The following is a 23,866-nucleotide window of genomic DNA, read 5'->3' as shown; positions in this document are numbered from 1 at the left end:
AAGTTTAGGAGTCGGATTTGAAGCCGGTTAGAGTGGGTGTACTGGGGTTGGGGACCGTCGGCGGCGGTACCGTCAACGTCTTGAAACGCAACGCGGAAGAAATCGCGCGCCGTGCCGGCCGCGAAATCGTCGTGACCCGCGCCTCGGCGCGGGACCTGAACCGGGCACGCATTTGCGACACCCAAGGCATCGCCCTCACCACCGACCCGTTCGAAATCGTCAACGATCCCGAGATAGACGTCGTCGTCGAAATGATAGGCGGGTACGACCTCGCCAAACAATTGGTTTTGACCGCGATTGCCAACGGTAAGCACGTGGTCACCGCCAACAAGGCCTTGATCGCGCTGCACGGCAACGAGGTATTCGCCGAAGCCGGCAAGAAAGGCGTGATGGTGTTGTTCGAAGCGGCGGTGGCCGGTGGCATTCCTATCATCAAAGCCATCCGCGAAGGCCTGGCCGGCAATCAAATTCAATGGTTGGCCGGCATCATTAACGGCACCGGCAATTTCATCCTGACCGAGATGCGCGACAAAGGTCGCGACTTCGCGGATGTATTGGCCGAAGCCCAAGCCTTGGGTTATGCCGAAGCCGATCCGACTTTCGACGTCGAAGGCATCGACGCCGGCCATAAATTGACGATCTTGGCGTCGATCGCGTTCGGCATACCGTTGCAGTTCGACAAAGTCTTCACCGAGGGGATTACCAAAATCACCCGCCTCGACGTGGAATACGCCGAGGCCTTGGGCTATCGAATCAAAAATCTGGGTATTGCCCGCAAGACCGAGTCCGGCATCGAATTGCGCGTGCATCCGACGCTGATCCCGAAGCGCCGCTTGATCGCCAACGTGGAGGGTGTCATGAATGCGGTGTTGGTTTGCGGCGATGCGGTCGGGCCGACCTTGTATTACGGCGCTGGCGCCGGCGCGGAGCCGACCGCGTCGGCGGTGGTGGCGGATTTGGTGGATGTGGTGCGGGCGATGACCAGCGATCCGGAAAACCGAGTACCGCATCTGGCCTTTCAGGCCGACGCCATCGCCGATATTCCGGTCCTGTCCGCCGACGCGATTCGAACGGCGTACTACCTGCGCTTGACTGCCGAGGACAAGCCCGGCGTGCTAGCCGATGTGACCCGGATTCTAGCCAAATACAACATCAGCATCGAAGCCTTGATTCAAAAAGAGCCGCCGCAAGGCGAAACGTCGGTGGCTATCATCATGCTGACCCAGCAAACCTTGGAAAAAGAAATGAATGCGGCGATCGCCGACATCGAAGCGTTGACCACGGTCAGCGGCAAAGTCGCGCGCATCCGCTTGGAAACCTTAGGATAATCAATGGCACAACACACACGCTACACCGGCTTGATAGAGCATTACCGCGATCGCCTGCCGGTCTCCGACACCACTCGGCTGATCAGCTTGGGCGAGGGCAACACTCCGCTGATTCAATTGCAAAACATCCCCCGCCTGATCGGCAAGGATGTCGATATTTACGTCAAGTTCGAAGGTCTGAATCCAACCGGCTCGTTCAAGGATCGCGGCATGACGATGGCGGTCACCAAAGCTGTCGAAGCCGGTAGCCAGGCCATCATCTGCGCCTCGACCGGCAATACCTCGGCCGCCGCCGCCGCTTACGCGGTGCGGGCCGGCATCAAAGCTTTCGTGTTGATTCCGGAGGGTAAGATCGCGTTGGGTAAATTGGCGCAGACCCTGATGTACGGCGCGCAAATCATCCAGATCAACGGTAATTTCGACGCCGGCATGGCCTTGGTCAAACAAGTCGCCGACCACGCGCCGGTTACCATTGTCAATTCGATCAACCCGTTTCGTTTGGAAGGCCAAAAGACCGCCGCGTTCGAGATTGTCGACGAACTGGGCCGGGCGCCGGACTTTCACTGTCTGCCGGTCGGCAACGCCGGCAACATCACCGCGTATTGGAAGGGTTACAGCGAATACGCCTCCGACAGCGCCGGCCACGCGGCCGTCATCGATAAGCGTCCGGTGATGTGCGGATATCAAGCCGCCGGCGCGGCGCCGTTCGTGGTCGGCAAAATGGTCGACAACCCGGAAACGGTCGCGACCGCGATTCGGATCGGCCACCCGCAATCCTGGGATTTGGCTTGGAACGTCCAAAAAGAATCCGGCGGCTGGTTTGCGTCGTTCGGCGACGAACAAATTCTGGCCGCGCAAAAGATGTTGTCGCAATTCGAAGGCATCTTCTGCGAGCCGGCCTCCGCCACCTCGCTGGCCGGCGCGCTGCACGATATCGGTAGCGGTAAGATTCCGGACGGCAGTACCATCGTCTGTACATTGACCGGTAACGGCATCAAGGACCCCGATACCGCGATCGCTCAGTGTAAGGACACGCATCCGGTCACGATAGAAGCCACGCTGGATGCCGTAAAAAAAGCGATTCTGGACAACATGTGATCGCCGCCGCGAACTTGGCGAAGCCGGCTTAGCCGGCTTTTTTATTGGAAGACATGTACTTACAGGGCAGCAAGAAAGCGATCGTGCCGCGGCCGGTGCTGGTCAAGCACGGCCATTTCGACGGGATGGACCCGGTGTTGCAGCGCATCTTCGCCAGTCGCGGCGTGCAGGGTAGCGACGAACTGGATCGCGGTCTGGCGCGTTTGCCGTCGCCGTGGTTGTTGTCCGGTATCAAGTCGATGGTCGAGCACTTGGTGAACGCGGTCGAGCAGCGCTTGGCGATTACGATCGTCGCGGATTTCGATGCCGACGGCGCAACCAGTTGCGCATTGGCGATCAAGGGTTTGGCGTTGATGGGCGCTCGCGGGGTGGATTTCGTCGTACCCAACCGTTTCGAATTCGGTTACGGCTTGACGCCGGAAATCGTCGAACTGGTCAAACGCCGGAAGCCAGATTTGATCGTCACCGTCGATAACGGCATTTCCAGCATTGCCGGGGTGGCGGTGGCCAAGGCGGCCGGCATTAAAGTGTTGGTGACCGATCATCATTTGCCCGGCCAAGAATTACCGGATGCCGACGCCATCGTTAATCCCAATCTGCCCGACGACAAGTTTCCCAGTCGCCACATCGCCGGGGTCGGTGTGATGTTCTATGTGCTAATGGCCTTGCGGATTCGGCTGCGCGAGCGGCATTGGTTCGAGAAAAACGGCATCGCCGAGCCGAATCTGGCGCAATTGCTGGATTATGTCGCGCTCGGTACGGTCGCCGACGTCGTTGCGCTGGATCAGGTCAACCGGATACTGGTGCACCAGGGTTTGTTGCGAATACGCTCGGGACAATGTCAGCCGGGCATTAAAGCACTCGCGGAAGTGGCCGGCAAAACGCTGGCCGGCATCCATGCTGCCGATCTTGGCTTTGCGTTGGCGCCGCGCCTGAACGCGGCCGGTCGGATGGACGACATGAGTTTGGGCATTCAATGCCTGTTAACGGAAGACGCCGGTCTGGCCCGCGACATCGCCGAGCAGCTGCACGCCCTGAATCAGGATCGCCGCGACGTCGAAGGCCAGATGAAATCCGAAGCGATGGCCTTGCTGGCCGAGATGAAGGCGCTGGACGAAAAGCACGTCCCGGCCGGGGTTTGCTTGTACGACGCCAATTGGCATCAAGGCGTGGTCGGCATTCTGGCTTCGCGGATCAAGGACAGATTGCACCGGCCGGTGATCGCATTCGCGCCGGCCGACCACGGCGACATCAAGGGTTCGGCCCGGTCTATACCCGGCGTGCATATCCGCGACGTGTTGGCCGATGTCGCGGCCGCTCATCCTCAGGTGTTGGAAAAATTCGGCGGTCACGCGATGGCGGCCGGATTGACGATCAAATTGCACGATTACCCGCACTTTGCGTTGGCGTTTGCCGGCGCGGTCGAAGCTCGTCTGGATGCGGTGGATCTCGAACAAAAAGTCTATAGCGACGGCGAACTGGATGAGGCGCACATGACGCTGGCCTTTGCCGAAACTTTGCAACAAGCCGCCGTTTGGGGGCAGGCTTTTCCGGAGCCAGTGTTTAACGGCGTGTTCGATGTCATCCAATGTCGCATTGTCGGGCAGCAGCACCTGAAGCTGGTGCTCAAATTACCGTTCGGCGGCCAATTGTTCGACGCCATCGCGTTTTTTGCCGATAGGCCGGAAAATTGGCTGGGTTGCCGCAAGGTGAATGCGGCCTTTAAACTGGATATCAACGAATTTCGCGGACAACGCAGTCTGCAATTGCTGGTGCATTATTTGGAGAAATGGGAATGAGCGCGGCCGGTTTCGAGCACTGGTTGGACAGCGTACACCGATGGCGCTGGCCGTTGCTGCTGGCGATTCTCGCACTACGGATCGGCTTCTTGGCGTTCAACGGCCTGGATCTGATCGGCGACGAGAGTTATTACTGGGACTGGTCGCGGCGACCGGACTGGTGCTATTACAGCAAACCGCCGATGGTAGCCTGGCTGATAGGCGCTTCCACCTGGTCGTTCGGCGATACCGCTTGGGCGGTAAGGCTGCCGGCGGTGTTGCTCGGCACCGGTTTTCTTTACTATCTGCACGCCACGGCCTGGGCGTTTTACGGCACGCGGGCGGCGGCGCTGACGCTGTTGCTGGTATTGGCGACGCCGAACAATGTGCTGGCCAATTTTCTGATGACCATCGATCCGCCGTTATATTGTTTTTGGATCGCCGCGGTTTATTATCTGCGCCGCGCCGTGTTCGACGGTCACCAGCGGGCTTGGCTGTGGGCGGGATGCGCGACCGCGTTCGCCTTGCTGAGCAAGCAGGCCGCATTGCTGCAGCCGTTGGCGTTGGCGGTGTTTTTGGGCGCTAGCACGGCGCGGCGCCGGCATTTTCGCGGTGACTTTTGGCGCTATCTGGCGCCGGTCGTTTTGGCCGCGGTGCCTATTCTGGTCTGGAACGACCAGCATGATTGGGTCATGTTCGGTCATAGCAAGAGTCATTTCGGCAACGAGGGTGAATTCGATGCTTGGCGACGCCTGCGCGATGTTCGTGATTTCTGGTTTTACCAACTGTTGCTGTTGAATCCGCTGATGTTTGTTTTGACGCTGGCGACCGCGCTACGCGGGTTGTCCGGATTTCGGCAATGGGATGACGAGCGGCGCTTTCTATGGCTGATGGGGCCGGCCTGGTTGTTGTTGATTTTGGCGCTGAGTTTCGGCCAAAAAGTCCAGGGCAACTGGCCGATGCCGTTTTATTTCACTGGCTTGATTCTAGTGGCCGGCGCCGCGCCGGCTCCCGGCCGCTGGTTGAAAGCCGGCTTGGCGGTCGGCTTGGCGATGGTCTTGCTGACCTATGCGTTACCGGCGGTTTTACAAGCCTTGAATTTGCAAAACTCCAAACTCGATCCGACGAAACGTTTCAAGCAATGGCGGGTGTTGGCGGAGCGTATCGACACCTATCGGACCGAATCCGGCTCGGACCGGTCGGTCCTCGTCACGGTCGGACACCGCTTTTTGGCCAGTCAGCTGGCGTTTTATTTGCCGGACCATCCTCGCGTCTACCGCTACGAAGCCAGCGGCGGCGTGACCTCGCAGTACGAAGTCTGGCCCGGTCCGAACGAACGCTTGGGCCAGCCGGCGTTTCTGGTCGCCGACATTCAAGCCGCGCGCTTCGACAAGCGCTGGTCGGACAGCCTGGAAGGCCTGACTTTGCTGGGCGAAGTCGCCGATCCGGCCAAGCCGTCGACAAAATACTATGTTTATCGGGCCGAGAAGTTGAAGGCTTGGCCAGCGCCGCTAACACTGCATCAGGAAGGTCATGCCTCACCGTAAACTCGCCCGCGCCCGATTGGAATTGGCCATTTGGTTTCTGCTCGCGACCACGACGACCTTGGTTTTCTGGTTGACCGATCTGGATTTGACGATCGCCGGTTGGTTTTATCGGCCCGACGACCCGGAACAAGCTTGGCCGTATCGGCATTGGTGGTTGGTTAAGCCGCTCTACGACTACGCGTTTCCGTTTACCGTGTGGTCGGGTGTCGCGGCGTTGGCGGTATATATCTCCAGCCATTTTCACCACTTCACTCGCCGCTTCCGGCGGCGGGCGCTTTACATTCTGTTGGTGATCGCGGTAGGACCGGGCGTGGTCGTCAATTTGATCGTCAAGGATCATTGGGGGCGGCCGCGGCCGGTGCACGTAACCGAGTTCGGCGGCGAGCATCGCTATATTCCGCCCGGCAAGATCGGCGGAACGCCGGACAAGTCTTTCGTCTGCGGTCATTGTTCGGTCGGCTACAGTTTTTTCGTGCTGTATTTTCTGTCGCAAAACCACAAGCTGGTCTATTTATTGTTGACCTTGGCGTTGGGTTGGACCTTGGGGTTCACCCGGATGACCGCGGGCGGCCATTTTTTATCGGACATTCTTTGGTCCGGGTATCTGGTGTTTTTGGTGGCGTTCGCGCTGTATTACGGCTGGTTTCTCGAGATTAAATGGTTTCGCCGCCGCGACGGTTAAAATCGGTAAGCGCACTGGGCTTTAGCGCTTGGCTTGATATAATGCCGACTGTTTTTGATTAATTCCTGACGAGAGATTTGCATGATTCAAGGTAGTATCGTTGCTCTGGTAACCCCGATGACGGATGACGGCGCAGTGGATTTCGCCGCTCTGAAGCGCTTGGTGGAGTTTCATATCGAGCAAGGTACCGACGCTTTGGTCGCGGTCGGCACGACCGGCGAATCGGCGACGCTGGACGAAGACGAGCATTGCCGAGTCATCCAGGCAAGCGTCGAATATGTCGCCGGCCGGATACCGGTGATCGCCGGCACCGGCGCCAATTGCACCCGCGAAGCGATCGCGCTGACTCGGCGGGCCAAGGCGGCCGGAGCGGATGCCTGTTTGCTGGTGACGCCTTATTACAATAAACCGACTCAACAAGGCTTGTATCTGCATTACAAAGCCGTCGCGGAAGCGGTCGACATCCCGCAGATCCTTTACAACGTCCCAGGCCGTACCGGTTGCGATTTGTTGCCGGAAACCGTCGGCCGTTTGGCGCAAGTCGAAAACATTGTCGGCGTTAAAGAGGCGACCGGCAAATTGGAAAGAGTCCGGCAAATCCGGGATCTCACCGGTGCCGAGTTTGCGATTTACACCGGCGACGACGCCACCAGTCTGGAATTCTGTCTATTGGGCGGCAACGGCAGCATCACCGTGACCGGCAACGTCGCGCCACGCCTGGTTCACGACATGTTGACGGCCGCGATGCGCGGCGACCGGGCGGCAGCCGAAGCGATAGACGCCAAATTGCAAGGATTGCATGCCAAGCTGTTCATTCAGTCCAATCCGATTCCGGTGAAATGGGCCGTCGCCGAAATGGGCCTGATCGGTACCGGTATTCGTTTGCCGTTGACTTGGCTGACCGAGGATTGTTACGACCCGGTAAGAGCCGCGATGCGGCAGGCGGGTGCGCTTTAACATGCGCGCCATTCGGTTAGGTCGCTGGCTATTGCTGGCGGGTGTGCTGAGCGCGGTGGGCGGTTGCGGTTACGTCAAAAGCCTGTTTCCCGATAAAGAGCGGGATTACCAGTTTACGACAGAGATCCCCGAATTAGTCGTGCCGGACGATTTGAAAAACAAAACCTTTCCGACCCGCGCGCCCGCCGCCACTCGGACCGACACCCCGGCGCCGGTCGCCGCGACCGCGTCGGTACCGGTCGAGACGGCGGAGACGAGTTCGTCCGCGGCAGCGGAGCCGGCCGCGGCCAAGCCAAGGGAGCCGGCCGCGAAACCGGAAGTCGCCAAGGCGCCGGTAGAGCCGGCGCCCGGCGTTTCGCCGGCCGAATCCGCCGGCGAACGCCCCCAGCGCCAGACTAGCGACGGCGTCAGCAGTCTGGAAATCGATCAATCGATTATCCAAGCTTGGTGGTTGGTCAGCAAATCGCTGAGTCGCCAGAAGTTGGAGATCGTCGAACGTAACATGGACAAAGGCTATTTCTTTGTCAAATACGATCCGAATGCGATCAAACCCGAAGACGGCTCTATTCTGGACGAGTTTAATTTCATGTTCGGCGACGATCCCAGCCAGGAACTCGAGTACCGGATCAGCTTGCAGGCCTTATCGGCCGATGCCACCGAAGTGACGGTGCAAGACAGCGAAGGTCGAAGTTTGTCCAATGCCGCCGCGACTTCGTTATTGCGCTTGATCACCGACGGTATCAAGCAGGACTTGCCGGCGGATGGCGAGCCGGCCGCGCAACCCTGACGGGTTCGCCCCGCGCCGCCCGCGCGCCTGAATTCACCGTATCCAAACAGCCTCGCGGCCGACGCCGCACCTAATATCGAGTACATGCCCATGTTGACCCTACCCGGTAGCTCCGCACTGTCCCGTTTTCGAATCGAAAAACTACTCAGCGTCTTGCAAGCTCAGCAGCCCCAAGTGACCGCCGTCGCGGCCCGTTATCTGCACTTCGTGCAATTAGCGGCCGATCTGGATACTGACCAACGGGCGATGCTGGAACGCTTGTTGGATTATGGCGATCGTCATGAGGCTTGGCCGGCTGAGCCGATGAATCGGGTTTGCGTCGTACCCAGGCTGGGAACTATTTCGCCATGGTCCAGCAAAGCCTCGGAGATCGCCGAACGCTGCGGCTTGACCTCGGTCAAGCGGATTGAGCGCGGTATCGAATACGCGTTCACCACTAGCTCACCGTTTGACGAATCGGACATAGCCGCGTTGACGGCCGCACTCCACGACAGGATGACGCAGCAAGTCGTCACGAATCTTGCCGAACTGACTCTGTTTGCCGAACACGAACCCAAACCGCTGCAAACCGTGGCGATAATCGAACGCGGCCGTGCCGCGCTGGAGCAAGCCAACGTCGAATTGGGCCTGGCATTGTCGGCCGACGAAATCGATTATCTGACCGACAGTTTCACAAAGCTTGGCCGCAATCCGACCGACGTGGAACTGATGATGTTCGCCCAGGCTAACTCCGAGCACTGCCGCCACAAAATTTTCAACGCCAGCTGGACGATAGACGGCGAAGAACAGGCCAAATCGCTGTTCGCGATGATCCGCAACACCCACAATCTGCATCCGCAAGGCGTACTGTCGGCTTACAAGGATAATGCCTCGGTGCTGGAAGGACCTAGCGCGCAAGTGTTTATTCGCGACGCGCACAGCCATCGTTACGGCTATGTCGAGGAAGCCGCGCATATTTTGATGAAGGTCGAGACCCATAACCACCCGACCGCGATTTCGCCGCACCCCGGCGCCGCGACCGGTTCAGGCGGCGAGATACGCGACGAAGGCGCCACCGGCCGCGGTTCCGCGCCCAAGGCCGGTTTGACCGGCTTTAGCGTGTCCCATTTGAAAATTCCCGGTTTCCCGCAGCCCTGGGAGACCGACCTCGGCAAGCCGGAACGCATCGCGTCGGCGCTCGACATCATGCTGGACGGCCCGATCGGCGGCGCGGCGTTCAACAACGAATTCGGCCGGCCGAATATCGCCGGCTATTTTCGCAGCTTCGAGCAGCCGGCCGAAACCGGCCAAGCCGGACAATATCGCGGCTATCATAAACCGATCATGATCGCCGGCGGTTTGGGTAACATCCGGCCGATGTTGGTCGAAAAGCAAGCGATCCCTACCGGGGCCTTGATCGTCATTTTGGGTGGCCCGGCGATGTTGATTGGCCTGGGCGGCGGCGCGGCTTCGTCGCAAAGCTCCGGCGCCAGCGCGGCGGAACTGGATTTCGCGTCGGTGCAACGGGAAAACCCGGAGATGCAGCGCCGTTGTCAGGAAGTGATCAACCACTGCAATTCGCTGGGCGAGCGCACTCCGATTGTTTCGATCCACGACATCGGCGCCGGCGGTTTGTCCAACGCGGTGCCGGAGATTATCCACGACTGCGATCGCGGCGGCCGTTTCGAGCTGCGCAAGGTGCGGAGTGCCGACAAAGGCATGTCGCCGATGCAAATCTGGTGCAATGAGGCCCAGGAACGCTACGTGGTGGCGATCAAACCGGAATCTTTGGATTTGTTCGAATCATTCTGCCAACGCGAGCATTGTTTGTACGCGGTGATCGGCCACGCCACCGACGAAGAACATTTGAGTTTGAGCGACGAATGGTTCGGAACGTCTACACCTATCGATCTGCCGATGTCGGTGCTGTTCGGTAAGCCGCCGAAAATGCATCGCGATGTGCAACGTATCAGTAAAAATCTGCCGGACTTATCGCTGGAACCGGTCGAACTGGCCGAAGCGATCAAGCGCGTGCTGGCATTTCCGGCCGTGGCCGACAAGAGTTTCCTGATTCATATCGGCGACCGTTCGGTGACCGGGTTGGTGGCGCGCGACCAGATGGTCGGTCCTTGGCAGGTGCCGGTTGCCGACGTCGCGGTCGCCGCGTCGGGCTTTTACGCGTATACCGGCGAAGCGATGGCGATGGGCGAACGCACGCCGCTGGCGCTGATCGACGGCCCGGCATCCGGCCGGATGGCGATCGGCGAAGCGCTGACCAATCTGGCCGCCGCGCGCATAGCCAAACTGAGCGATGTCAAATTATCGGCGAACTGGATGGCGGCTTGCGGCAGTCCCGGCGAAGACGCGGCATTGTTCGATACCGTCAGGGCGGTCGGTATGGAATTGTGCCCGGAGCTGGGCATCGCAATTCCGGTTGGCAAGGATTCGCTGTCGATGAAGACGGTCTGGCACGACGGTCAAACGGATAACACCATGACGGCGCCGCTGTCGTTGATCATTACCGCGTTCGCGCCGGTCACGGACATCCGTACCACCTTGACCCCCGAACTGAAGGCCGAAGATAGCGTACTGTTGCTGATAGACTTGGGATTCGGCAAAAATCGTCTCGGCGGCTCGGTTCTGGCTCAGGTTTATTGTCAGCTCGGCAACCAAGCGCCGGATCTGGACGATGCGATGTTGTTCAAACGTTTCTTCGAAACGATCCAAACCTTGAACGACAAAGGCCTGATCTTGGCCTACCACGACCGCGCCGACGGCGGTCTGTTGGCGACAGTCGCCGAAATGCTGTTCGCCGGCCGCCTGGGTGTCGATCTGGATTTGTCCGATTTGCCGGGCGACGCACTGACGGCGTTGTTCAACGAAGAATTAGGCGCGGTGTTGCAGGTCAAAAATAGCGACTATAACCACGTTGCTCGCCTGCTGGACCACGCCGGTCTAGACGATTGCAGCCATGTGGTCGGTCGCGTCGTCGACGGTCAGCAATTGCGGATATTCAAGGCGGGACAACAGCTTTACGGTGCGACGCGCGCCGAATTGCAGCAAACTTGGTCGCAAGTCAGCTACCGGATGCAAGCGCTCCGCGACAATCCGGATTGCGCCGAACAGCAATTTGAACGTATTGCCGATGATGGCGATCCCGGCTTGTCGGCGGTGTTGACCTACGATATCAACGACGATATCAGCGCTCAATTCGTGCATGCCGAGCGCCCCAAAGTCGCCATCTTGCGCGAACAGGGTGTCAATGGCCACGTAGAAATGGCGGCGGCATTTGACCGTGCCGGCTTTGCCGCGATCGACGTGCACATGACCGACATTATCGCCGGCCGGCTTAGTCTGAGCGACTTCAAGGGTTTAGTGGCCTGCGGCGGCTTTTCCTACGGCGATGTACTCGGCGCCGGCGGCGGTTGGGCCAAGTCGATTTTGTTCAACCCGAAGGCGCGCGATGAATTCGCCGCCTTCTTCGCCCGCCCGGATACCTTTGGCCTGGGCGTCTGCAACGGCTGCCAGATGATGTCGGGCTTGAAGGACATCATCCCGGGCGCCGAACATTGGCCGGCGTTCAAACGTAACTTGTCGGAGCAGTTCGAGGCTCGTGTCGCGATGGTCGAAATTGCCGCGTCGCCGTCGATTTTCTTCGACGGCATGGCCGGGTCCAGATTGCCGGTGGTGGTGGCGCACGGCGAGGGTAGGGCGGTGTTTGGCGAACAGGGACCATGTGACGGGCTGATCGCCGTGCGCTATGTGGACAACGCCGGCCAAGCAACCGAAGCCTTCCCCGCGAATCCGAACGGATCGCCGTTCGGCATTACCGGCCTGACTTCCCGTGACGGTCGCTTCACCATCATGATGCCGCATCCCGAACGCTGCTTCAGAGCCGTGCAAAACTCCTGGCATCCGGCCGACTGGCGCGAAGACGGCGCCTGGTTGCGAATGTTCCGAAATGCGCGGGTTTGGGTCGGCTAGTTTCGGTTGGTTGGGTTCGCTTAGCCGGTTCGGCGCATGTCCGTGACATTGCGGGCGGTCTTGAGCGGCGCCGAAGCCGAGGCTTTGGGCATCGATGTCGCGGTGTTGGCGGCGCAGGGCATCGCCCTGTCGCCCGAGGACGGTATAACGACGGACCATGCCGACATCGTATTATTGGCGGGCGCGGGACTACCGACCCGGATTAGAAGCCTGGCATCCACGTATCCCGATTGCAAGATTGCGGCGGTGATTGAGATGTCGGTCGACGACGCCTTGAGTTGCTTGGCTAGCGGTGCGTTGGGTGTTCTGCTGGCGCCGCTGCCGGCCGACCGACTGGCGCGGATTCTGGTTCAGATCGCGGCCGGCGGCTATTTTATCGATCAGCGTATCGCGCAAATGTTGGCCTTGCGTCAGCTAAAAAAAATCCTCGAGCCGTTCAGCGCGTTGAGTTCGCGCGAATACGATGTCTTTTGCCTCTTGGCCGACGGTAAATCGCTGGCTGAAATTGCCGTTCAATTGGGTGTCAGTCGTAAGACGGTCTCGAACACGCAGACCCAAATCAAACTTAAGCTCGGACTGTCCGGCCGGCCGGCCATCGTTGCCTGCGCAAAAAGACATGGCCTCGTGGGTTAAATTGGCTATAATTCCCGTAAATCGGGAATTATTCCTTTTTTAACAACCTTTGGGAGGATGTCATGAATAAGTCACAAATTGGAATCGCCGTTGCTTTGCTGATTTTCGCAGGTGCCAGCGCCGCGGCCGACCAAGGCTTGGAAAATTGTTTGCAGGCGGTCAAAAAGGACAAAGCCGGCGAATTGTTGAAGCTGGAAAAACTCAATATTGCTGGCAAAGGCGCTTACGAAGTCGAAGTTCGCGACGCCAATCGGACCGAATGGGAGTTTGTTTGCGATGCCGATAGCGGCAAAATCACCGAACGTGAAACCGAAGTCGCCGATCCTAACACCAGCAGCTTCAAGAAAAACGTCAAGGTTACCGAGGAAGATGCCGCTGCCACGGTACTGAAAGCGTATCCGGGTACTATCCAGGAAGTGGAATACGAAGTCGAGGAAAACGGCGCGTCTTCTTATGAGTTCGATGTCGTTAGCGACAAAGGCGTGGAAACCAAAGTCGAAGTCGATGCCGCATCCGGCAAGATCATCGAAACCGCGACCGAAGAGTGGGAAATCGGCGAAGAAGCCGACGAGCTGCGTTAAATTTTCCCGAGCGCGGCGGTTGGGTTCGAACCGTTGCGCTCTGTCTCCTCGGGTTCATTCGATGAGCCCAATTTTGCCGTAAAGTCCACACGGTACCATTCTATATCCGATTGAATAGCCGGAGTAATACTTAACGCCCAAGCTGGCCTTGCCGGCTTCGGTTCGCTACCTGTAGCGGCTTGCAATCAAAAGCCCTGGCGTCGAACGTTGGGCTGCTGAAAGCATACAATCCAACACTATTTATTCATCAAAACGCAGTGGCCGATTTATTTTCCCGGCCGGTCTGTGATGAATATCGGCGAGCCGGTCTTTGCCTGGGACGCACCGAGATATTTTCTCCAGCGTCCTCGGTTTTTTCTCCAGTGCCCGACTCAATTTCAGCAGCCTTGTCTGATGGATATGGACGTTTCTCTTTTGGACGTGCAACGTCCTGTTTTTGATGTGCGGCAGCCGAGTTCCAAATCAAACTTTTCCTTGGCAATTCGAGGCCATTGCTTTTTCAACATGGAAACCCGGAGTTCGGAAATAGAAAAGTCCATATCCGCAATAGAATTGCGGACTTCCATAACAGAACGCTGCCTGATTACCTGAGACTGCCGGCAATCAAAAACCGAACCGTCCATTATCAACAGAGCGCCTTGCCTGTTTACTGGAGCCTCGTCTATTTCCGCAATAGAACGCTGAGGTTTTCAGCGGCATTGGCCGAGTTATTTTCTCCGCTGTCCAGGTAATTTACTCGGCAAATTATCTTTTCGGCCGCATCGTTTCTATCTGACAACAGAAGCAGGGATGAATGGGTTAAACAATACCTAATCCGAGGTAAACCCTGCCCTCGCACCGGACGGGTTTTGTAAACCCGCCCATCACGTTTGAACCGTTGCAAGGTTGGTTTGAAACGCTTAGGCCGGGGTTACAAACCCCGGCCTGCTCAGGTCATCCGGTGAAACTTAATGAACGGCTTGATCCAATCGCAGTAACTACGTTCGGTATGCAAGGAATAATGTTTCAACCGCATCACGCGACGCACATCGTCCAATAAGCTTGGCAATTTGGTGCTTGACACAAAACACCTACCTGATAAAGTCAGCGGCGAATTTAATACGCAGGCAAGGTTGCCTGAATTGGCCGCCAATATCAAGTTATCGAGGCAAACATGCCCACTTTTACGGATACGCAGGCAAAAGTGCCTGAAAAGGCGGTGAATATCAGGTTATACGGGCAGATTTGCCTGATAATCAATAGTTAAATGCGGGGCCAATCTCGAAAGGCTTGGAAAGCAATTAATTTATCGTAAAGAAATAGCAAATAATGGCTGAAGAAATCATGAAAATATGTTATTACCTGGAGGGAAAAACCTTGCAGGTTAACATGCGTTCAACCAGACAAGGTTTTTCCCTCCAGGTTAAGCCATGATTTTCAGCGTCATTCGTGTTTCTTTGCTTGAATCAAAATTATTGTTTGGAAATGTCATCAAGGCATTTAACCAGTCGTTAAACCTGACCAAAACTCCGCTTCGCTCCGCTTTGGCAGGTTAACTCTATTCGTTATGCAGTCAACCAATATGGAGCCACGAATGGGGCGTAATACGACGAATTGGATAAAGTTCTGGGGAATCCTTGCGATGCTTCTGGCCGGTACTGTCCTAGCGAAGTCGTCCAATTCTCCGAGCTACGTTACAGGAAAAGCCAAGAAACTATATAGCGTAATCTTTGGTATTGTGGTGGAGGTCAATGGGTCTGTTCGTTCAGTGCGGGTTGCCCGCGTCACTGATCCAATATCTGGCGGCGTAGCTCCAGTTGATGTGTCTGTTCCACCAGTATATGTAGATGCGGCTAAGAAATTTATCCTTGATAAGGGGTATTCACCGAAACTCGATAATGGCAAGCCGGTTGAGTTCTATACCTATTTCTTTTACGACCCAGCAAATCCTAACGTGTTGATAACCGAAACAAAGTAACAATCAATGCATAACTTATCATTCCAGCCGACCGCTTTCCGCTACGCTTCAAGCATCGGCTGAATTCTACGTTATGTTGTAAGTACATGAATAAGTATGAAGTAATCATCAATGGTCAGAACTTCCTTATGGAAGTGGATGGAAAAATTGAGCGCATGGGATTTTATGTGACGCGATACGTTGAGGCGGACAACCATGAAGAGGCCGAGTTAAAAGCGGTGTATCTTGTAAGGAATATAGAGCGGTTAAAAGGGGCTCATTTAAATACAGAAGATGATCCGCCAATGCTTTATCTAGAAGAAATGTACGAGATTGAAAATTTTGATGGACTGGAAACCCTTGAGCCAGGAATCGCTTTCTACAATGATGAGCAGGAATCGAATAATGCAACATAACACGTCGCTCAAAGGGACGCTCCGCTTCGCTGCGCGCCCCTTAGCTTGGCGTTATGCATATTTCAACTCCGCCCGAGTAGCCAATGGATAATCCGCTTTCCAAACTTGCGCTCGATTATTGGTACCAAGTGCTTATGGTCGTGAGCTTCGTTGTGTTTCTGTCCGCAGGCGCTGGTGTTCTTTCCGCCTCCTTTCCCACCATTCCCACCGCAGTAATTTCTCTTGGCTGTTTCTTCGTCGGTCTCGGAGAGTGGATCAACCACCCACTTCAAACGGCGCTCATGAGCGCTACTGCTTATCACCCTGGCGGCGTCATCACCAGTCATCCAAGAAACCCCAGATTTGTTGGTGTCGCATTCGATGTTCTCGGCGCAATTCTTATTGTCTTTGGCCTCTACAGATTGTTGGCTTAAGTCAAATCCACATTGAGGGCAATTCTTGTGCAGTGGTGTAAATTTCCAACCAGTAGGCAATTTTTGCATCATATGCATAACCTTGCGCTCAACCCCGTTCGCTTCGCTCAATGGACTCGGTCAAGCTGCGCTTGCCCTCGCCGGTTAGCTTCACGTTATGCATAAACCTTTATTAACTATAGGAGAAATAAAATGTCTAATAAGCGAATAACAACAAGTCTGAATGTATAGATGGCTCTCAGTCCAGCATCCACCCAGGGACGCGACACCGAAAACACATGCTAACTTTTTGTAAGGCGCTTACAATAAAATTAGTTTGTATACCTTATTTAGCACTATTTTATTGTTCATCATCAATTGCAGCAAGCATATATGCGTCTGACCAAGCAGCATTCTGTGAGAGACCGGATTCTATTGACTTCGAATGTGGTGCGCCACATGTTGGTGGAGCATTAGCGAATAACTTTTTAGGTCTTCCATATGAATCCAAGAGCGCCATTGAATTTTCATTAGAAGGTGTCACAGAAGTACAGTCAGCAGAGTTATACCTTCTTGCAACTGGGTATTCTGCGTACCCTGATGTTTTTTCTGAAACCCCCATACTGGAAATACATGGTTATTCAGGAGACGGCATTATTACTTATGATGATCTTTTGCAAGATAATTTAATATTGACAACCGGTGGAATAAATAATCTTGGTTTGTATATTTTTGATGTAACCAACTACGTTGCAGATCTAGTGGCTAGTAATCAATCGTATGCCGGTTTTGCATTTAAAGATATAGTTATGAATAGTTCGGTCAGTTTTTACACGCCAGACGGTATGTCAAATGTGTTAGCAGTAAATGGTTACACTGAATATGTGCCAGAAGTTCCACTTCCATCAGCAGCATTGTTGTTTGGTAGTGGCATGCTTGGTTTGCTAGGATTTGCACGAAAAAGTAATGAATAACAATGTACTCCAGCCGATGCTGTAAGTAGAATGGCTGAGTTTAGGTGTTAGGCGCAGGCAAATCACCAGATGAATAAATCGGGATAGTAAATAATGACCATTGAGACAAAAATTATTGGAACATGGAAGAAAGATGGTTCAGTCAAGTCATTGGTACTTGATTTACAGCCGGATGGTACCTACGTTTTTAAGCAATTGCCTAAAGAGAAAGCTGAAGACGTGCTTTTCTCAATTATCGGGGATAGATTTGAAGGGCGTTGGTGGGTAAGTAATGGAGTCTTGTATTTACGAGAATCGCGTATAAAGGGAGGGCCGGGTTCCACTCTTTTTACTTTCGTATCAAAATATTTTCAACTTTTCACTGGTCCAAAAGAACTTATAATTGACGCTGTCGATGATTCGCATATTAGATTTACAGGGAAGGAATATGAGTGGGGTAGTGGTGAGTGGAAAAAAGTTTTGAGATAACTTATTTCAAATAAACACGACAATACGTGATAACCCGCAATACGAAAAGCCTGGGGTCAGATTTTGCAATCATGCATTTGGCCTTGAGCGGGACGGGGTATGTACCCCGTCCTGAACGTTTCAAATCAAGTTTGAAGGTAATACAAATGTTACGAACGGATTGAATAATCCGTCCGGCTTCGGGCAAAGGCTCGTTCCGAACGTTTGAAGCCAATTTGAAGGCGAGACTAACGTTACGAGCGAGTTGAATAATCGGGCCAGCCCCCAATAAGTCCGTAAGGCCGTAAGGCCGTAAGGCGGAAGACGACAGCGTTCCGCCATTTTAGAACTGAGCGGGACGGGGTATGCATCCCGTCCTGAACGTTTCAATCAAGTTTGAAGGTAAGGCAAACGTTACGGACGGATTAAATAATCCGTCCAGTCTTGGTCTTGGTAATTCGCCCAGCCCCAACAACTTGAGCGGGACGGGGTATGCAACCCGTCCTTGAGCGGGACGGGGTATCTGAGCGGGACGGGGTATATACCCCGTCCTGAACGTTTCAAACCAAGTTTGAAGGTAAGACAAACGTTACGGACGGATTAAATGATCCGTCCGGCCTTAGCCTTGTTCATTGGGCCAGTCGCAATTACTTGGCAAGTTAAAAGAACGCCAACACAGCACTGTGAAAATCTGCCAAATCATGGGGATTTCCAAAAGCACCCTGTATAACTATCTCGCGGAGCAGGGTGTCAATGCCCGCGACGCGGCATAGCCCGATACCCGCCGACTCGCTGTTGGCATTGCGCCAACGGCTGGATCGATTGCCGGCAAAAGTCCGGAACGAGCTACCCAGGTCAAATCCATCGACGAACTCTACGCCGCTTCCACCGACATGGTTTATCGCGCACTCCGGGATTTACACAAACCTAAGACCGTCCATCGCGGCGACCGTGGCAAACCGCGTGTGCTGCCGAAATCTGCAGCACCAATGCGAACTGATCGTAGCATTCAAATCGCGGACGACTAATAAGAAGGGCTGCCATGCTTCCACTCGCAGGGCCATCGAACTGATGGACTATTACCCTGAAACGGGCAGTTGGCGTTGTACAGTTGCACTTAATTCCGCTAGAAAATTGCGCTGATTGCTCGTTTGCGCGTTTTCGATTGCAAGCCCAATATACCTCGCGTATTGCACGCTGGCATCAATCGGCGATAGGCGAATACTGGTGTTTCGCTGACCGATCGCGCCGATTCCTGGGTTTGCAGTTAGACTATCGGCCCGAATCAATCTTACGGAACGGAGCATTTCATGAAAATTATCGAATACGCCGGCGTGCTGGTCGCGTCGGCATTGGTGCTGGTCGGCGGCGAAACTCTGGCCGAGACCGGCGTCGCGGCCAAAATCGAGCATGGCGAATACCGCGACTGGCGCTTGTTGGGCGTATCGCTACGCCACGATAAGAACAGTGTGCGCGCCATCGTTGGTAACGATGCCGCCATCGCGGCGGCGCGGGCTGGCAAAACCAAGCCCTGGCCCGACGGGACGGTGATCGCCAAAATCAAATGGGATCAACGAAAACATCCGAATTGGGAAGCCGCCACGGTTCCCGGCGCATTCACCGCCGCCGAAGCGATGGTCAAGGACAGCCGGAAATACTCGAATACCGGCGGTTGGGGATTCGGCATTTGGGAAGGCAAAACCTTGAAGATGCTGGACAGCGACAAATCCGCGACCTGTTTTGCTTGTCATTCGCCGATGAAGGACAGCGGTTACGTCTACACGCTGAGCAATTTGCAATAAACACTCATTGGGCGTCGCCGCTCGCCATTAGAGCGGCGACATGCGCCGCCACGCTGGCGCCCAGCGCTCGAGGATCATAGCCGCCCTCCAGGCTGGAAACGATCCGCCCCCGGCAACAGGCGTGGGCAATCTCGCAGAGTTGGTCGGTCAACCATCGGAAATCGGCTTCCAGCAGATTCAAGCCGGCCAGCGGATCGTCGCGGTGAGCGTCGAAGCCGGCCGAAATCAATAGCAATTCCGGCTGGAAGGCCGCGACGGCCGGTAGTAGGGTTTCCCGGTATTGGGTCCGGAAAGTCGCGCCGTCGGTTCCCGCGGCAAGCGGGAGATTGATAATATTGCCGACCCCGGTTTCCCGCGCCAATCCGCTACCTGGATAATGCGGCCACTGATGGCTGGATGCATACAACACTTGCGGTTGCGCGTAAAACGCCGCTTGAGTTCCGTTACCGTGATGCACGTCGAAATCGACGATGGCGACGCGCGTCAGCCCGTAATGGGTTCTGGCGTATTCGGCGCCGATCGCGATATTGTTGAATAGGCAGAACCCCATCGGGTAGTCCGGCGTTGCGTGGTGGCCTGGTGGACGAATTGCGCAAAAAGCGTTATCCGCTGCACCGCTCAACACCTTGTCGATAGCATCGCACACCGCGCCGACCGCCCGAAATGCCGCCAGACGCGAACCCGCCGACCCGACCGTATCGGCGTCGAACTTTACCAGTCCCTCGGCCGGAACGGCTTCAACGACCTTGGCAATCATGGCCTTTGAGTGAATCAAGGCCAATTTGTCTTCGATGTCGTTCGGTAATGGCGCCGCGACCCGCACCAGTTTGGCGAAGTCCGCTGACGACAGTGCGCTATCGATGGCTAGCAGACGAGCCGCTGTTTCCGGATGGGTGGGACCGGTGTCGTGGTTTAAGCAGTCCGCGTGGCTGTAATAAAGTGTCGTCATTCCGATCTCGTTAGTCCTGGGCCGCGCTTGAACGTTGTCGCGGGATCAATCGCCGGACGATGCCGGTTCGGCATGTGCTCGCAACCAATCGGTGAAGGCCTCGGCCGGGAGCGGCTTGCTGAACAGATAGCCTTGCATTTCGTCGCAGCCCTGCTGGTGCAGGTAGTCCAGTTGTTCGACCGTCTCGACGCCTTCGGCGATGGTCTTCAGGCCCAGACTCTTCGCTAAACTGATCACCGCCGCCACGATGGCTTTATCTTCCTGGTCGCTGGTTAGATCGCGGACGAAGGATTGGTCGATTTTTAATTTGTAAACCTTGAATTTCTTCAAATAGCTCAGCGACGAATAGCCGGTCCCGAAGTCGTCTATCGACATCCGAATGCCGCGCTCGTGAAACTGCGCCATCATCGCGATGACGCCTTGCGGATTGTGCATCGCCACGCCTTCGGTCAATTCCAGTTCTAGGTATTCGGCCGGCAGGCCGACTTCATGCAGAATGTCCGCGACCAATTCGGGCAGTTCAGGCTGTTTGAATTGGGCGGCGGATACGTTCACCGCCATGATGAACGGCGGGAAGCCGGCTTGGCGCCAGCTTTCGGCTTGGCGGGCGGCGGTTCGGATCACCCATTCGCCTATGCTCAGGATCAAGCCGCTCTCTTCGGCCAACGGAATGAATTCTGCCGGCGACACCAAACCCAATTCCGGATGTCGCCAGCGCAACAGGGCTTCGGCGCCGATAAGCCGCCGGCTGCCGGAGGCAATTTGGGGTTGATAGTGCAAGGTCAATTCGTCGCGCTCCAACGCCGATCGTAACGCATTCAACAGTTGCAGATTCCGGGCCGAACTGGCCTGCATTTCCGGCGTGAAGAATCGGGCGCCGTGGCGCCCTTCCTGTTTGGCGCGGTACATTGCGGTATCCGCGCACCGCGATAGCGCTTCCAGGTCGTCGCCGTCGCCGGGATAGATGGCGATCCCGATAGAGGCGGTCAACGTTAAATCGTACTGATCGATCCGGTACGCGGCGGCGATGGTATCCAGCAATTTCTGAGCGACCCAAGCCGCGCCGGTGGCATCGGTGCCCGGCAACAGGAAGATGAACTCGTCGCCGCCCAGACGCGTGATGGTATCTTCGTCTCGCAATACTTGTTTCAGGCGGCCGGCCAATTCAATCAGCAAGGCGTCGCCTATGGTGTGCCCCAAGGTATCGTTAATGTCCTTGAAGTGGTCCAAATCCAGGAACATCAGGGCTAGATGCCCGTTAGTGCGTTTCGCGATGCCGATCGCCAGCTTCAGATGTTCGTTAAGCCTGGCCCGGTTCGGCAAGCCGGTCAACGGATCGAAATTGGCCAGGAAATAAATGTCGTCCTCGGCTTTCTTACGCTCTATCGCCAGCGTCACGAAATCCGCCGCCATTTGCAGCAGTTGCAAATGATAGCGGTCGGGCTCCGCCGGATAACTTCGATAAATTGCGAAGGTACCCAGTACGCGGTTGCCGTTGGCGAGGATGGGTTCCGACCAACAACAGCCCAGGTCGGCATGACGGGCGATGTCGCGGTACGCGGCCCAGTACGGATGAGTTTGAATGTCGGCGACGATGGTGCGTTGGCCGGTGTAAGCGGTATTGCCGCAAGCGCCAACGCCGGCACCGATAGGCAAGCCGTCGACCGCCTGATTATAAAATTCCGGTAAATTGGGCGCGGCCGCTAAGCGCAATTGTTGAGTGGCTTCGTCCAATAGCAGTACCGAGCAACGGCTGTCGGCGATAATGGACTCCAGTTTGGTGACGACGTTGATCAATATCGCCGACAGCGGCGCTCCGCTATTCAAGCTCTCCAACATAAAGCCGCGAAATTGCTCGGCTTGCTGGTTACGGCGGCGTTCTTCCTCACGGTCGAAGCCCATCAACGCGTAGTCGATATCCATCGCCATTTCCAGCAACAGGTTTCGGGCGTCGTCGTCGAAGGCATTTAATTGGCCTGAATATAAATTAAAACTGCCGATGACCCGGCCGTCGCGATGCAAGGGCAATGCGGCGGACGCTTGGACGTAGCACTCCGTGGCTCGGTCGCGCCAGGTGGCGGTATTGGGATCGTTTTGAAAGTCCTGGCACCAGTAGGGACGATCCGCGCGTATCGCAATCCCGGTGGGGCCGCGCCCGCTCGGCAGATTCGGATCGATGCTGATTTCAAGCTGATTCAGATAGTCCATGCTGTCGCCGTAACCGGCAACCGGTTTGACCGTTCGGGCGGATTCGTCCACCAAACCGATCCAGGCCATCGTCATGCCGCCGAACAACACCGCGTCGCGGCAGATGATAGGAAACAATTCTTCCTGATTGGCGCAGCGCACGATGGCTTGATTGCACTGACTCAGCGCTGCGTACAACTGAGTCAGCCGCCGAGCCCGCATTTCGGCTTGAAGCTGCTCGGCCTCCAGGCTGGCCAGCCGACATTGCATGTCGGCCAGCCAGGCAATCACGCTGTTGTCTTGCTTGGCGGTCAGCGGAATCGCGGTTCGAAAGTCGCCGCCGCCGATGCGGACCATATGGCTGTGTAGTTCTTCCACCGAAACGCCCAACGCTCGGTTCAGATTGCGGAGCGCAAACAGCAAGGTCAGCACCTGAAGCGCGGCCAGAGCGATTAGACCGATCCGCATCGTCATCGCGGTGGAAATCGCTTCGTTCACTGTTTGTTGGGTACGGTTTTCGACCATTTGGTAGGCGGAGCCGATCGGTTCCATGATCGCCGCCTTGGCTTGGTGGTAGGCCGCATCGTGCACCATTTGGCTAGCTCGCATGCGGGTCGGATCGGCGATCGGCTCCGCCTGATCGACCAGAGCCATCGCGGCCCTTTCGATCGCGGTCAACGCGTCGGAGCGGGTCTTGGCCAAGGCGAGATCGGCCATTTCGGTGTCGCTGAAGCCGGCCGTGCGCATTAAGTCCAGCAATGGCGCGGCTCGGTCTTCGGAAGGTCTTGGCCGTCGATCGTCGGCCAAGACCAAGTCCCAATAGACATTTTGATAGTCGACCGGCCTTGGCGCTTTACCGTCGCGAATATCCAGAATCTCTTGATAGTGTTGCTTGTAAATCGGATGGCCGGTGACCACGTAGCTGCGCGCCATGTGGGTCAGATCATCCGAGGACTGGCGCAATTCGCCAGCCAGTAACACCGATTGAATACGGATGTCGTTGGCTCGGTCTATCGCTTTCTCCGAACGGACGTACAGGGTGAACATCGCGGTAAAGCCAACGAAAACCGCGAATGTCAACCACAGGCTGGTCGTGAAGCCCGGCGAACGCAAAGCCTTAACCACGTTGGCCGCTTCCTCTCAGTCGATAGGCAGCCGTCACTTCGGTGCCGAACACATCAAGACGCGCCGGCGCTAGGGTAGATGATGGGATAGGCATTGGATACCGGAGGCGATGAAAAAGGGCTTGTAAACATTCCAGATTCTAGCAAAAGTTGTTGGTCGATATGGGCAATCGAAATGCGCGGCGCGCGCTCGTGGTTGTAACTTACCACCCTAATAGTAAAATGCGCCGCTTTTGTTAAGAAATGTTAGGTTGCGCCGGTCCTCATCGATAGCTTCGAGCGGCG

The 23,866-nt window shown here is 56.0% G+C and carries 20 protein-coding genes; 17 read left to right on the top strand and 3 right to left on the bottom strand.

Features of this window, described 5'->3' with window-relative positions:
- Positions 1-17 precede the first annotated feature (17 nt).
- The 10 genes from ACQE3E_RS12190 to ACQE3E_RS12145 all read left to right on the top strand — a co-directional run bounded on the left by ACQE3E_RS12190 (position 18) and on the right by ACQE3E_RS12145 (position 13,354).
- Positions 18-1,328: a homoserine dehydrogenase gene (locus tag ACQE3E_RS12190; RefSeq protein WP_313730241.1), complete on the top strand. Its 1,311-nt coding sequence runs from the start codon at positions 18-20 to the stop codon at positions 1,326-1,328.
- Positions 1,329-1,331: 3 nt separating this feature from the next.
- A complete protein-coding gene (gene thrC, locus ACQE3E_RS12185; RefSeq protein ID WP_064029682.1) occupies positions 1,332-2,426 on the top strand; it encodes a threonine synthase in 1,095 nt (364 codons plus the stop codon).
- Positions 2,427-2,479: 53 nt separating this feature from the next.
- The gene (recJ, locus tag ACQE3E_RS12180) at positions 2,480-4,225 is read left to right on the top strand and encodes a single-stranded-DNA-specific exonuclease RecJ (RefSeq protein ID WP_313730267.1); all 1,746 of its coding nucleotides are present in this window, start codon (positions 2,480-2,482) and stop codon (positions 4,223-4,225) included.
- Positions 4,222-5,751, top strand: a complete 1,530-nt coding sequence (locus ACQE3E_RS12175) for an ArnT family glycosyltransferase (RefSeq protein WP_313730242.1) — start codon at positions 4,222-4,224, stop codon at positions 5,749-5,751. The genes recJ and ACQE3E_RS12175 overlap by 4 nt, the downstream gene beginning before the upstream one ends.
- The gene (locus ACQE3E_RS12170) at positions 5,738-6,433 is read left to right on the top strand and encodes a phosphatase PAP2 family protein (protein WP_168031644.1); all 696 of its coding nucleotides are present in this window, start codon (positions 5,738-5,740) and stop codon (positions 6,431-6,433) included. The genes ACQE3E_RS12175 and ACQE3E_RS12170 overlap by 14 nt, the downstream gene beginning before the upstream one ends.
- A gap of 81 nt (positions 6,434-6,514) precedes the next feature.
- Positions 6,515-7,390, top strand: a complete 876-nt coding sequence (dapA, locus tag ACQE3E_RS12165) for a 4-hydroxy-tetrahydrodipicolinate synthase (RefSeq protein WP_064029676.1) — start codon at positions 6,515-6,517, stop codon at positions 7,388-7,390.
- A 1-nt stretch (position 7,391) separates the two neighbouring features.
- Positions 7,392-8,177, top strand: a complete 786-nt coding sequence (gene bamC, locus ACQE3E_RS12160; RefSeq protein ID WP_313730244.1) for an outer membrane protein assembly factor BamC — start codon at positions 7,392-7,394, stop codon at positions 8,175-8,177.
- Between the two features lie 90 nt (positions 8,178-8,267).
- Positions 8,268-12,140 carry a phosphoribosylformylglycinamidine synthase gene (gene purL, locus ACQE3E_RS12155; RefSeq protein WP_313730245.1) on the top strand — a complete coding sequence of 1,291 codons (3,873 nt, stop codon included), beginning with the start codon at positions 8,268-8,270 and terminating at the stop codon, positions 12,138-12,140.
- A gap of 36 nt (positions 12,141-12,176) precedes the next feature.
- The gene (locus tag ACQE3E_RS12150) at positions 12,177-12,773 is read left to right on the top strand and encodes a response regulator transcription factor (protein WP_313730246.1); all 597 of its coding nucleotides are present in this window, start codon (positions 12,177-12,179) and stop codon (positions 12,771-12,773) included.
- 62 nt (positions 12,774-12,835) lie between these two features.
- Positions 12,836-13,354, top strand: coding sequence for a PepSY domain-containing protein (locus ACQE3E_RS12145; RefSeq protein ID WP_064024991.1), 519 nt, complete (start codon positions 12,836-12,838; stop codon positions 13,352-13,354).
- Between the two features lie 928 nt (positions 13,355-14,282).
- Here the strand turns inward: ACQE3E_RS12145 and ACQE3E_RS12140 are convergent.
- Positions 14,283-14,381: a phage integrase N-terminal SAM-like domain-containing protein gene (locus ACQE3E_RS12140; protein ID WP_427501651.1), complete on the bottom strand. Its 99-nt coding sequence runs from the start codon at positions 14,379-14,381 to the stop codon at positions 14,283-14,285.
- A gap of 546 nt (positions 14,382-14,927) precedes the next feature.
- Here ACQE3E_RS12140 and ACQE3E_RS12135 point away from each other — a divergent pair.
- The 7 genes from ACQE3E_RS12135 to ACQE3E_RS12105 all read left to right on the top strand — a co-directional run bounded on the left by ACQE3E_RS12135 (position 14,928) and on the right by ACQE3E_RS12105 (position 19,321).
- Complete coding sequence (locus tag ACQE3E_RS12135; protein WP_071158574.1) at positions 14,928-15,311, top strand: hypothetical protein; 384 nt, start codon at positions 14,928-14,930, stop codon at positions 15,309-15,311.
- An 86-nt stretch (positions 15,312-15,397) separates the two neighbouring features.
- Entirely contained in the window at positions 15,398-15,706 is a 309-nt protein-coding gene (locus ACQE3E_RS12130; protein ID WP_168032346.1) for a hypothetical protein, read from the top strand.
- An 83-nt stretch (positions 15,707-15,789) separates the two neighbouring features.
- Entirely contained in the window at positions 15,790-16,119 is a 330-nt protein-coding gene (locus ACQE3E_RS12125; protein WP_313730248.1) for a hypothetical protein, read from the top strand.
- 278 nt (positions 16,120-16,397) lie between these two features.
- Positions 16,398-17,072 (top strand): hypothetical protein, encoded by a 675-nt coding sequence (locus ACQE3E_RS12120; protein ID WP_313730249.1) that lies wholly within the window; start codon positions 16,398-16,400, stop codon positions 17,070-17,072.
- 93 nt (positions 17,073-17,165) lie between these two features.
- The gene (locus ACQE3E_RS12115; RefSeq protein ID WP_313730250.1) at positions 17,166-17,540 is read left to right on the top strand and encodes a hypothetical protein; all 375 of its coding nucleotides are present in this window, start codon (positions 17,166-17,168) and stop codon (positions 17,538-17,540) included.
- A gap of 611 nt (positions 17,541-18,151) precedes the next feature.
- Positions 18,152-18,292, top strand: a complete 141-nt coding sequence (locus ACQE3E_RS12110; protein WP_409521119.1) for a helix-turn-helix domain-containing protein — start codon at positions 18,152-18,154, stop codon at positions 18,290-18,292.
- Between the two features lie 537 nt (positions 18,293-18,829).
- Positions 18,830-19,321, top strand: coding sequence for a cytochrome P460 family protein (locus ACQE3E_RS12105; protein ID WP_427500583.1), 492 nt, complete (start codon positions 18,830-18,832; stop codon positions 19,319-19,321).
- Positions 19,322-19,325: 4 nt separating this feature from the next.
- Here the strand turns inward: ACQE3E_RS12105 and ACQE3E_RS12100 are convergent, their stop codons facing one another.
- Both ACQE3E_RS12100 and ACQE3E_RS12095 read right to left on the bottom strand, forming a co-directional pair.
- Complete coding sequence (locus ACQE3E_RS12100; protein ID WP_313730251.1) at positions 19,326-20,270, bottom strand: histone deacetylase family protein; 945 nt, start codon at positions 20,268-20,270, stop codon at positions 19,326-19,328.
- Between the two features lie 45 nt (positions 20,271-20,315).
- Positions 20,316-23,582: a bifunctional diguanylate cyclase/phosphodiesterase gene (locus ACQE3E_RS12095; protein WP_427500582.1), complete on the bottom strand. Its 3,267-nt coding sequence runs from the start codon at positions 23,580-23,582 to the stop codon at positions 20,316-20,318.
- Between the last annotated feature and the right edge of the window lie 284 nt (positions 23,583-23,866).

This window comes from Methylomonas sp. MED-D (genome assembly GCF_050276835.1).
GTDB lineage: Bacteria > Pseudomonadota > Gammaproteobacteria > Methylococcales > Methylomonadaceae > Methylomonas > Methylomonas koyamae_A.
Note: the sequence above shows the minus strand (reverse complement) of the source record. Positions and strands in the feature narration are given on the sequence as shown.